Below are 10,520 nucleotides of genomic sequence, written 5' to 3'. Positions count from 1 at the left end.
GTCAGAAACAGCGACCGGCGGCCGGGGGCGTGGCAGGAATCAGCGGGAGCAGTCGGCGCAGGTGCTGGTTCTCACCCGGATCGAGAACCGAATGCTGAACGCAGGCCGGTACCAGTTCCCCAGTCTCGGGATGGGCCATCGAGTAGGTGCAGGCGGCCAGTCTCTCCTGCGTTTCAAGCAGCACGGGGTCGGATGACGTCTGACCGGCTTGCATCATTTTCCAGGCCGGAGTTACGTTCTCTGCGTCCATGAATCGATGGACAACGAATGTCATCGGACGTACCCGGTGGCGGGCGAATGTTCCCGTAAGTTCTAGGAGACCTCCGCATCGGCGCACTGCACTGCACGCCCACCGCGCCACCACGACCATGCCCGGTGGATACCCCGCGAGAACCCGGAGCACCTTGAGGGCCAATAGCCATGGTGGGGTACCACCGAAGTTCACCCCGCCCAGATGGGTGAAGAACTCGTCACGAGCACGTTCCTCTGCCGAGTACGACACGTCGAGGAACGGATGCCACGTCGAGCCGACCATGAAGCCCAACGCTGTTCTGTTGCAGCGTGGATCACCGAATTGAATCGACTGGTACGAGATCGGCTGTCCCATTCCTCGTTCGATCTGCTCCCAGACGGTATCGATGCCGATCTCCCGGTAGTCGCCGCTCCAGCGCCGCTCGTCTCCAACGAAAGCCGCGGGCTGGAAGGAGACCATCGAATAGCCACCCATGCCGACCACATCGTCCACCACCGCGGCAACCTCGTCGATGTTGTCCGGCGTGACGGTCATGTTGTGCGCCAAATACGACGCCACCCCGTGTTCGCTTTTCAATCGGGCGAACATCTCCGCGAAGCGTCGGCGATAGGGAGTGAGTTCGGCTTCTGACCTGGGACGGGGAATTCCGCTCCGACCGCGCATCAGCTTGTCGAAGTGCGCAGCGAAGGACACTCGCGAAAATCGTGCCTGGCCGTCACCGTCGAGCACGACGGCCCGCAGGTACTCGTAGTCGAAGTCGCCATGGGTGAACGCCATCGGCTCGCGTCCGTACTCACGCATAATCGTCAGCGCGGCCGCATGATGGTCGGGTGCGAGCAAACTGACCTCTCCGCCGATCAATTGTGCATGCGCCCGCGGACCTCGACGAGCAGCGAGATACTTCATCTGTGCGGCCACTTGACGGAGAGTGTGCTCGCCGTCGATGCGAACCTTATTCGCATCCGCACTGTGATAACACGGACTGCACGTCAGATTGCACTTCGGGAACACGCCATGGGTGCCCTCGCACCCCACAGCGTGGCGGCCCAGTGTCTGCGACGGAGTCCGCACCCCTTCGGGCAGAGCCGCCCAGCGTTCATCCAGCGCTGCCCGTGTCCGAGGATCCACCGGGCGTGTCCTGAATTCGGCCCTGCTCACCGCTGCCCAAATCTTCGACCACGCTGTTCCTGATCGTCGGCGAAGGAGAACGCCTTCCCCCACCCCGGTGCGAGTGAGCGTGAACGCAAGGCGAGCATCGCCGAAAGGACCCATGGCCTCGAGTATGCACCTACGGACGCAGGCCGGATAGGTCAGCGTGGTCGCTGGGTTCCCTTGTTGGTCCACATAGTTTTTCGATCAGTTCGAGGAGTTTCTTCATGCGACGCATACCCGTCCACACGATCGCCGACACACCCGCCAACAGCGCCACTGCGCTGCAGAAAATTGCGAAGCAGACCGGCCAAGTGCTCAACATTTTCGGTGAGATGGCGCATTCACCGGTAGTGATGGCCGCTTGCGTCGGAATCGGTGATGCGATCGCGCGACACGGAAGCTTCGACGCCCGGACCAAAGAAGCCTTCGCCCTCACAGTGGGAGCGATCAACTCGTGCGCCTACTGCCAGTCTGCCCACACCATCTCGGCGACCCGAGCGGGCTTGGCCGAAGAGCAGAACCTCGCGATCCGCGGCGGCAATGGCATCGACGACACCAAAGTCGATGCCTTGCTCAGAGTGGTTCGCAAAGCCGCCACGGATATCGGTTCGGTCGACAATGCAACCTGGACGGCCGCGGTAGGCGCGGGATGGACCGAAACCCAACGCCGTCGGAGTTGCTCGACGTCAGCGGGTACACCGAGCCCGGACTCGCGCCAGACCTGTTGTCCGAACAGTTCCGAGAGTCAGCTGAGATCGGCGCGGCTGAGCACCGATTTCATATGATCGTGTAACCGAGTTCATGCGCCGCGGTGTAGATTCGGTCGGCCAACGCCGGATGACTCAACGGCTGCGAAAACTCCGGGAGAGCGGGGAATGCGTCGGCGGCGCGTTCGAACAACGCCATACATACGGTCCCGGCGTACCGGCCCCGGTAGATGATTCCGTCAAGATCTTCATGAGCGCGGTGAATTGTCCTGGCCCAGTGCTGGGTTCGGCGGTGCGCTGCCGAATCGAGCGCATGGTTCCCACCGACACGGGTTGCCCACACTCCGGTGCCGATTCCGGACACATCGAGAAGCCGCAGTGCACGCACGAACTGCACGCCTGTCAAGAACGGTTCGCAGTGCCGCCGGTCGATGATGCGCGAAGATTGGAATGCTTCGGCCAGAGCACCACGGGGATTGCTTGCTCCGTACCAAATTCCGTATCTCGTGCGATCGGCCGGAGGGAGCGGATGGTGATCGAATCGAAGGACCGGCCCGAAGGTACGAAGTCCGTTCCAGGCGAGGACGTGGGGGCCGGTGGTGCGGTGCACCCGCCAGACCACGTCGCCGGGTTTCCACTCGAACACCTCGTCGGGAAGAACTCCCGCATTGCGGAGGTCCTCAATCGACGGCGGCTGAGGCAGCATCACCACCATCTATGCGGATTCCCACTGCGCCGAGGTGACCACATCGGCGGCCTGGCTGATGTCGTCGTCGGTTCCAGCGCACCCCGTCAGCCACGCGACGATCGACGCCGGCTCACCCTCGACGATCAAGGACTGCTGTGGTGTAGTGAGCAACGCCTGTACAGACAACGGATGCATGTCACTCTCGAGCAGCGGAAGGATCCGGTCGAGGTGCGGAACCTGACCGGTAGAGGTGAACTGGGCGGGCGGAAGCAACCGGTTTCGACCAGAGGCGAACGCCCACAGTCTGTGTTCAGCGAGAAGTTGGCGGATCCGCGCCGGCGTTACGCCGAGTCGCTCAGCGACGTCCGGGACGGAGAGGGATTCGTACACCAAGTTCTGCATGCGAATATCGCGGTCGACCCGCGCCGACGCCGCTGCCACCGGATCAGCGACAAACCCGGCATCATCGAGAATGTGGGCATCGTGGGCAGAGAGGACTGGTGCGGCAGCCCGACGTTCAGAGGCCAGGCCTTCGAGGATGTGCCAGAGGTGACTTCGGTCGAGGTCGGTACCGGTGACCTCCTTCAGTGCGTCTTCGAAGGGAAGGTCACCGTGTAGGAAGCGGTCTTTGGTGCTGCTGGTCGCTGCGTCCGACATCTCCATTTCCTTTCGTTGATTTTCGCACGTAAATCAATGATAGCGCTCGGGAAGATCGATAGCCACTTCTCGCAAACCTCTACGGGTCATCACACCCGCGCCGTCGAACTTTTCCGACCCAACACGCTCACCCCACCGCGGTGAGCGCCGCGAGTACCGTGCCGCCGACCGATGTCATACAACCGCGGCAAGGGTCTACGGTCACCTGTCCGTGACCGCCGTGGGTCGTGAAGATCGACGGCGCAGCGATACCGCGCAAGCCAGCAGGTCAGGCACGCCGCGTAGAAATCGGCATCCAACGGGCGATATCGCACCCAAATCACGCCCGTTCGCGAAGATCGGCTCCGGGCTACTGCGAGTCATGCTGCCCGAGACGCAGTTCGACTGGCCTCTCGACGATGCAGTCGAGCACATCATGAGCGGATTCATCAGCCTCGATCCTCACCCCGACGTGGGGGAAGGGGTCGAAGCATCGACGAACCTGGGAATCCGGTTGGCCACACTCGGCAACGGATCCACCAGCGTTGCAACGACGCTGCTCGAGTCAGCGGGGGTACGAGACAACTTCGAGATACTGCTCTCCGTCGTCGGCGCCGGCGCATGGAAGCCTGCCGCCCCTGCATACGAATACGCGCTCTCCGCGTGCGGTATCGACCCGGTGAGGCAATGTACGTGGCCGTGCATCCCTGAAACATCGACGGAGCAAACCGAGCAGGCCTGACAACTGCATGTATCAATCGCAGCGGCGAGGTGCATCCCACTACTTCCATACCCCGGACCTAGATGCGGCGTCCCTCACTCGTCTAGCGCGTCGTTTGAGCTGACCTAGCCCACGGATGACAGCTTCGATCCAGTCCGAGCGATCTCACAGATCACGAAGCGGACGCCCAGCGGGCGTGGATTACTAGACGGTATGAGGGTCGGCCGTTTCGGGCCGGGGCCTCGCTTGCAAGTTGCCGTGGGTTGCCGAGTAGGCGAAGCCTGGATCGGTAGTGCCTACATTTGCAGGAGGCCCCGGTGATGTTTCAGCGTACGAGTGTCGGACTGGACGTGCACGCACTCTCGGTAGTGGCATGCGCGATCGACGGTCAAACCGGTGAAGTATGGAAACAACGATTATGTCCGGACTCCGGTGAGATCCTCGCCTGGTTGCGTTTACTGCCGGGTCCGGTGAAAGCCGTCTACGAGGCCGGACCGACCGGATTCGGCCTGTACCGAGCCCTGAATCAAGCGGGTGTGGAGTGAGTGGTGGTCGCGCCGTCAAAAATTGCAGAGACCTGCTGGTGACCGGGTCAAGACCGATGCTCGCGACGCGCTGCATCTGGCGCGGTTGCTCCGACTGCAACGAGATCGTCGAGGTCACGGTCCCTTCGGTGAAACAAGAGGCAGCCCGTGATCTGGTCCGTGCCCGCGGCGATGCTCGCGGGGATCTGATGCGATGCCGACATCGCTTGTCGGAACTTCTTCTGCGCCCGGGAATTGTCTATTCAGGTGGTGCGGCGTGGACTGGTGCGCATGATGTGTGGCTCCGAAGTCAGAGGTTCGATCAGTCGGCGTTGCAGGCCACGTTCGATTCGAATTACGAGGCGATGCTGCTCACCCACGCTCGCCGCGACCGGCTGGATACGGCGATCGAGGAGATGGCGGAGAACAGTCCCTACACGCCGATGGTGCGCCGGCTGGGATGTTTGCGCGGAATTTCGACGTTGACCGGGTTCGGGTCGGCGGCCCGGATCGGCGACTGGCAACGCTTCACAGGGAGCACCATCGGTTCCTATGTCGGCCTGGTGCCGAGTGAATACTCTTCGGGGACACCCGCGATCACAGGGTTCGATCACCAAGACCGGCAACGGTCATGCACGTCGGTTGTTGGTCGAGGCAGCGTGGCATCACCGCAAGATCTACCGCAATCTAGGGCAGGTCATGCGCACTCGATGGGCGAAAGCCAGCCCCGCTGCGCGTGCTCGTGGGCATGCCGGCAACCACCGCCTGCATCATCAGTGGGAGCAGTTCACCGTTCGTAAGAAGCGTCCGGTAGTCGATGTTGCCGTAGCCAGAGAACTTGCGGGATGGTGTTGGTCGCTGGCGGTCGTCGACGACCAGCCCTGAGCTTGTCCTTCCCCTAGATTTCGGTCGATAGACAATCGCAAAGGGCGTGATGGCAGCGTGAGGAACGATCTGCGAAAACAACTATGGGCAGCAACAGGTTCCGAAATCGGAACCGATTGCGACGCCCGACCCTAGAGCAGCAGCACCGTTCCTGCCGAACAGTCGTCCTGCGGTAGCCAACCCGCGTATATCAGTCTGACCACGAGTCGTGAATATCGACATGTCACCCGCCGTTATCCATGTCCGTCGACCGAAACGGAAACGGCCTCCGGAACTGCCGTTCCCGAGGCCGTTTCCACCTGCCCCTTGACAAATTTCTCTACATATCAGCTGTATGAGGAAAGGACGTTGGTGACGCGGTGCCAGCGGTAAGCGGCGGGCGGGCGTCCTCCGCGTACTGAATGCGGTCGATGGTAAGTGTAGCGAACGTTCCATACCTCGACGGCAGTGCGTCGTTGCTGCTCGCTGATGTATTCGCGGGAGTACAGCAGCTCTTCGGCGAGGATGCGGTTGTAGCGTTCCACTTTCCCATTATGTTTCGGCGTGTACGGCCGGATCCGTTGGTGTCGAGCATCGCGGAGTGAAGCGGTGAAATCTGCTGCCCGATAGCATGATCCGTTGTCGGTGATCACCCGTTCGATACGGTTGATGCCGTGGGCGGCGAAGAAGAGTCGGGCGTTGTTGATGAAATCGATGGCTGTTGCGGCGGTTTCGTCGTCGCGTGCTTCGATGTATGCCAGCCTTGTGTTGCCGTCGATCGCGGAATGCAAATAGGTGAAGCCGACGCGGACCTGCTTGTTCTTCGTTTTCCGACGCTGCGATCGTTTGGCCTGCTCGGAACCTCGCCCGTGGACGCGCCAACCTCCGCCGTCAGGGATGCGGCCGACTTTCTTCACATCGGCGTGCACCATCTGACCGGGCCGTTTCGCGATGATGACCTGGGGTTTTCGGCTGGTTTCGCCGTTCGGGTCGATGAACCGGCGACGATTGAGACCGAGATCCCGCAGGAGTTTCGTGACCGTCCGGCGAGCGATGACCGTTCCGTCCATTCGGAGTTCGAACGTGATGCGCGCGGCCGACCATTTCCGGGTCCGGCGCATCGCTTCGATCTCGGCCACTATCTCTGCTGATGTGGCGGTGGGTTGATGGTTCGGGGTGCTGGATCGGTCCTGTAAACCCAGGTCACCGTACTTGCGGTACCGGTTGACCCACGTGGAGGCGCACTCTGGCGGGAGATGCCCATCTCGGCGGCGACGTGGCGATCGGACGACTCTGGCACCGCTCGACGAGTCGTCGTCTTCCCTCGACAGTCAGCGGAGCATTACGGTGTGGCACAGGGCTGGTCCCTTTGCTGTTGATGGTCTGTTTCGCAGCTTCGATCCTGCCGCGAAGGGCCAGCCCGTCTACTTCAATCCCGCGTCAGCAACGTCCATACCCACAACAACTAGATAGGGGCACGAGACCGCTTAGCGATTTCTCGATATTGGGCCGCTTGGCGTGCATCGAAGTCAATCTCGGCTGGACCGCTTCGCCGTTCCGACGAAGCAGCCGTGCTCGTGTCACACGTGTGGAGTGTGCAGTCCGAGTTCTACTGCGTGGTCGTAGTGATCGTCGATGAGGACGATGGTGCGGTGTTCGCGGTCAAGCAGTGATGCTGCGATGGAGGCTCGGTAGCCGGAGGCGCAGTGCACCCATACTTCAGCGGCGTCGGGAACGTCGGCGAGGCGGTGCGGCAATTCGTGGAGTGGAATGTTGATGGCGCCGGGGATGTGGCCGTCCGTGTATTCGGAATGTTGACGCGTGTCGAGCACAGCGACCTCACGTTCAGCGGTGGCTGCGGTGAGTCCGGCGAAGTCGGATACATCGTAAGACCGCACTTGTCCGTCACCGACGAGCGAGCGAATCTCACCGACAGCAGCACCGGAGGGACTGTCGATGCCGATGCGCGCCAACTCTTTTGTGGCGTCCGCGATCTGATCTGATGTGTCGCCGATCAGTGTCAGCGGCGCACCCCACTGATACAGCCATCCGAGGTAGGTCACGAAGCTGGTGGACAGCTCGAAACCGAGGGAACCATCGAGGTGTCCGGCGGCGAAAGCGGTGCGCGCCCGTAGGTCGACGACCCACTGCCCGGCGTCGATACGTCGACGTAGCTCGTCGGGATCGACGGGCTCGGGCGTGGACAGGTCGATGGGAGCTGGCCCTTCGGTGTTGATGACGCCCATGTGGGCGTAGTAAGCGGGATACGCGGACAGTCCTGCGATCAATTCGTCGACGTACGATTGCTCGTTCTGAGTCAGTGCGGGGTTGGACTCCTGTTGTTCACCAATAGTGGAGGAGTCGCCGCTGGTGGGTGTCGCGGAGCAGAAGCTACCGAACCCGTGGGTGGGGTATACCTCGACGTCTGCGGGGAGTTCGGCAGCGATGCGGCGAACCGAATGGAACTGCGCGTGGGTGAGTTCGTAGGTGTGCTCAGAGCCGAGCAGATCGGTGCGGCCGGTGGATCCGTAGAGCATCGAGCCTCCGGTGAAGATCGCGATCGGTTTGCCCCCAGCGCGCAAGACGTAGCTGACGTGGTGATGAGTGTGGCCGGGTGTGTGCATGACCTGAAACGTCATTGCGCCCGCATCGATGCTATCGCCGTCGACTACGGCTCGGCGTTTGTATCCGACCGAGTCGCCGTCAGGGACGACGTACTGGGCGCCGGTGGTGCGAGCGAGTTCGAGTCCGCCGGTGACGTAGTCGTTATGGATATGGGTTTCCAGCACGTGGGTGATCGCGGTGTTCTTCTGCGCTGCGAGGGCCAGGATTCGGTCAATGTCGCGTTGTGGATCGATCACCACTGCAACGTCGTCGTGGCTGATCAGGTAGCTGCGGTCGCCGAGACTCGAGGTTTCGATGGTGGCGATGTCCGGGTCGGGCGTGCTCATACAGGTGCTCCTCCAAGAAGTGTCGATTCGCCTCGTTTCCGTCGGGAGAAACGGGGTTCAGGCCAGTGCGAGAAAGAGTTTTTCCAGTTCTGCTTCGGTCATCGGTTCTTTGTTTTCGGTGGTCTCACCGGTCATGCATTCACGCAGACCAGTAGCGACGATCTTGAAGCCGGCTTTATCGAGGGCACGGGAGACTGCGGCGAGCTGAGTGACGACGTCTTTGCAGTCACGTCCGTTTTCGATCATGCCGATCACGCCGGCCAGTTGGCCGTGTGCCCGTCGTAAGCGGTTGAGTACCAATGCGATGCTGTCTTCGTCGCCGATCATGTCGGTCTCCTCGGGTGCGTGGTGATATATGCCCCAGATTACCCTGGGGGGCATCGAGGTGGTGTCTGGTCGATCATGAGAGAACGAGGGTGTCGAGGAGTACGTAGCCTGCGACGGCGAATACCAGGTAGGCAAACCACTGCCGAAGCCTGTCGGTGTCGATGCGTGTGCTGAACCGAGCGGCCACAAGCGACCCTACGATGGCAGCACCGGCGAACGCGGAGGTGAGAGCCCAGTTGCCGCCGAGTTCGCCGGCTTGGGCGATCAGTCCGGCGGCGGAGTTGGCGACGATGACCACCAGCGACGTTCCGACTGCCACACTCATCTCGATTCCCAACAGCAACACCAACGCGGGGATGATCAAGAATCCGCCGCCCACGCCGAACAGCCCGGTGAGGACACCGACACCGAATCCGGTGGGTACGGACCGTGGTGCGCATCGCCGCCAGTCGATCCCGGAATTGCCGGTTCGACAGGCGGTTCCGACGTCATCGTTGCTGCGCAGCATGCGTATCCCGGCGATGATCATGACGATGGCGAAACCGATCATCACAGCGGTCTCGGGCAGGTGTCTGCCCAGGACAGTGCCGATCAAGGTGCCGATGATGCCGGTGGCGGCGAAGATCGCCGCCAGTCGCCATTCGATGAGCCGCGCCCGCACCTTCGGGATGGCCCCGGTAACGGAGGCGACTCCGATCACCAGCAGCGAAGCCGGGATCGCCTCAGATAGCGGTAACCCGAGTACATAGACGAGGACCGGGACGGCGAGGATCGACCCACCGCCTCCGAGGAGGCCTAGCAGAATTCCGACGGCGACGCCGAGAATCAGCGCCAGGGTCAGCGTCATCAGTTGCGTTCTGCGCCCTGGCCACCGAGTGTGTCGATAGCGGCCCGGAGTTTGGTAGTGGCCTCGGTAGCGACGGCTGACAGTGCTGGTTCGCCAGTCGATTGGACCATGATGTCCGGGTTCATCGCCTCGACGATGATCGCTCCTGGTGTGGTGGTGTCGGTACGGACGACGACGTTGCAGGGCAACAATAGTCCGATCTGGCGCATGACCCCGAGGGCGCGGTGCGCGAGCGCGGGATTGCATGCGCCGAGGATCAGATACTGCTCCATGTCTTCGTCGAGTTTGGCTTTGATCGTTGCCTGCATGTCAATTTCGGTCAGGACCCCGAACCCTTGGTCGGACAGCGCCGTTTTGACGGCATCAACTACGGTGTCGAAGTCGGTATCGGTGAGGGTGGTAGACAGTGCGATGTCCATCGCGGTGTTCCTTTCGGTTGTCGAACTGCGGTTATTTGAGTACCTACCCGTTTCGCGGGTGTCGAAGACTCGGTACGCCCGCTCTGGCGAGGAGTGCGCTGGCCGGGCACCAGCCGACCGCTGCGTAGAGGGCGAGGTTCGCGGCAGCGAACGCGCTGAGCAACCGCCATTTCGGTGCGTGGAGTTCGCCAAGGACCAGGCCGGCGGCGGTGACGCCGGCGGCGAGGGCGGGGACGACCCGTTCGATCGGCCATCCCGCGGCCAAGTAAGTGCTGTTCGTGTCGATCACAATGCCTCCGTTCGGTATCGTATTGATCAGTGAGAGAAGCTGATCGACGGCAACACTCTGCGCAGCCACGCCGGGGACCACCACGCGGCATGTCCGGTCAACCGCAGGAGCACCGGCAACAGGATGAGCCGGATCAGGACTG

At 61.9% G+C, this 10,520-nt stretch carries 10 protein-coding genes and 2 pseudogenes; 3 read left to right on the top strand and 9 right to left on the bottom strand.

From position 1 onward, the window contains the following. Nucleotide 1: 1 nt before the first annotated feature. Entirely contained in the window at nucleotides 2-1,171 is a 1,170-nt protein-coding gene (locus R4P65_RS30435) for a radical SAM domain-containing protein (protein ID WP_317829267.1), read from the bottom strand. A 458-nt stretch (nucleotides 1,172-1,629) separates the two neighbouring features. On the opposite strand from R4P65_RS30435, the gene R4P65_RS30430 reads away from it, so the two are divergent. Next, on the top strand, nucleotides 1,630-2,190 hold the full coding sequence (locus R4P65_RS30430) for a carboxymuconolactone decarboxylase family protein (protein ID WP_317829266.1): 561 nt from the start codon (nucleotides 1,630-1,632) through the stop codon (nucleotides 2,188-2,190). Here the strand turns inward: R4P65_RS30430 and R4P65_RS30425 are convergent. Then, the gene (locus R4P65_RS30425) at nucleotides 2,183-2,818 is read right to left on the bottom strand and encodes an RES family NAD+ phosphorylase (protein ID WP_317829265.1); all 636 of its coding nucleotides are present in this window, start codon (nucleotides 2,816-2,818) and stop codon (nucleotides 2,183-2,185) included. The two genes, R4P65_RS30430 and R4P65_RS30425, sit on opposite strands and share 8 nt — an antisense overlap. A 9-nt stretch (nucleotides 2,819-2,827) precedes the next feature. Then, nucleotides 2,828-3,457: a helix-turn-helix domain-containing protein gene (locus tag R4P65_RS30420; protein WP_317829264.1), complete on the bottom strand. Its 630-nt coding sequence runs from the start codon at nucleotides 3,455-3,457 to the stop codon at nucleotides 2,828-2,830. Nucleotides 3,458-3,668: 211 nt separating this feature from the next. Between R4P65_RS30420 and R4P65_RS30415 the strand changes: the two genes are divergently transcribed. Further along, nucleotides 3,669-4,178: a hypothetical protein gene (locus R4P65_RS30415; RefSeq protein ID WP_317829263.1), complete on the top strand. Its 510-nt coding sequence runs from the start codon at nucleotides 3,669-3,671 to the stop codon at nucleotides 4,176-4,178. Between the two features lie 299 nt (nucleotides 4,179-4,477). Then, a pseudogene (locus tag R4P65_RS30410) lies at nucleotides 4,478-5,566 on the top strand (IS110 family transposase). A gap of 326 nt (nucleotides 5,567-5,892) precedes the next feature. On the opposite strand, the pseudogene R4P65_RS30405 reads toward R4P65_RS30410, so the two are convergent. The 6 genes and pseudogenes from R4P65_RS30405 to R4P65_RS30380 all read right to left on the bottom strand — a co-directional run bounded on the left by R4P65_RS30405 (nucleotide 5,893) and on the right by R4P65_RS30380 (nucleotide 10,378). Continuing rightward, a pseudogene (locus R4P65_RS30405) lies at nucleotides 5,893-6,901 on the bottom strand (IS481 family transposase). Nucleotides 6,902-7,125: 224 nt separating this feature from the next. After that, nucleotides 7,126-8,496, bottom strand: a complete 1,371-nt coding sequence (locus R4P65_RS30400; protein WP_317829262.1) for an MBL fold metallo-hydrolase — start codon at nucleotides 8,494-8,496, stop codon at nucleotides 7,126-7,128. A gap of 57 nt (nucleotides 8,497-8,553) precedes the next feature. Then, nucleotides 8,554-8,823, bottom strand: coding sequence for a metal-sensitive transcriptional regulator (locus R4P65_RS30395; RefSeq protein ID WP_317829307.1), 270 nt, complete (start codon nucleotides 8,821-8,823; stop codon nucleotides 8,554-8,556). Between the two features lie 73 nt (nucleotides 8,824-8,896). Beyond that, on the bottom strand, nucleotides 8,897-9,670 hold the full coding sequence (locus R4P65_RS30390; RefSeq protein WP_317829261.1) for a sulfite exporter TauE/SafE family protein: 774 nt from the start codon (nucleotides 9,668-9,670) through the stop codon (nucleotides 8,897-8,899). Then, nucleotides 9,670-10,089 (bottom strand): DUF302 domain-containing protein, encoded by a 420-nt coding sequence (locus R4P65_RS30385; RefSeq protein WP_317829260.1) that lies wholly within the window; start codon nucleotides 10,087-10,089, stop codon nucleotides 9,670-9,672. The genes R4P65_RS30390 and R4P65_RS30385 overlap by 1 nt, the downstream gene beginning before the upstream one ends. A 43-nt stretch (nucleotides 10,090-10,132) precedes the next feature. Then, complete coding sequence (locus R4P65_RS30380) at nucleotides 10,133-10,378, bottom strand: YgaP-like transmembrane domain (RefSeq protein WP_317829259.1); 246 nt, start codon at nucleotides 10,376-10,378, stop codon at nucleotides 10,133-10,135. Nucleotides 10,379-10,520: the final 142 nt, after the last annotated feature.

This window comes from Rhodococcus sp. IEGM 1318 (assembly GCF_033142465.1).
Classification (GTDB): Bacteria; Actinomycetota; Actinomycetes; order Mycobacteriales; family Mycobacteriaceae; genus Rhodococcus_F; species Rhodococcus_F qingshengii_B.
Note: the sequence above shows the minus strand (reverse complement) of the source record. Positions and strands in the feature narration are given on the sequence as shown.

Coding starts and splice junctions, on each gene's coding strand:
- R4P65_RS30430 (WP_317829266.1), top strand. CDS start 1,630: ATGCGACGCATACCCGTCCACACGATCGCCGACACACCCGCCAACAGC.
- R4P65_RS30425 (WP_317829265.1), bottom strand. CDS start 2,818: ATGCTGCCTCAGCCGCCGTCGATTGAGGACCTCCGCAATGCGGGAGTT.
- R4P65_RS30420 (WP_317829264.1), bottom strand. CDS start 3,457: ATGTCGGACGCAGCGACCAGCAGCACCAAAGACCGCTTCCTACACGGT.
- R4P65_RS30400 (WP_317829262.1), bottom strand. CDS start 8,496: ATGAGCACGCCCGACCCGGACATCGCCACCATCGAAACCTCGAGTCTC.
- R4P65_RS30395 (WP_317829307.1), bottom strand. CDS start 8,823: ATGATCGGCGACGAAGACAGCATCGCATTGGTACTCAACCGCTTACGA.
- R4P65_RS30390 (WP_317829261.1), bottom strand. CDS start 9,670: ATGACGCTGACCCTGGCGCTGATTCTCGGCGTCGCCGTCGGAATTCTG.
- R4P65_RS30385 (WP_317829260.1), bottom strand. CDS start 10,089: ATGGACATCGCACTGTCTACCACCCTCACCGATACCGACTTCGACACC.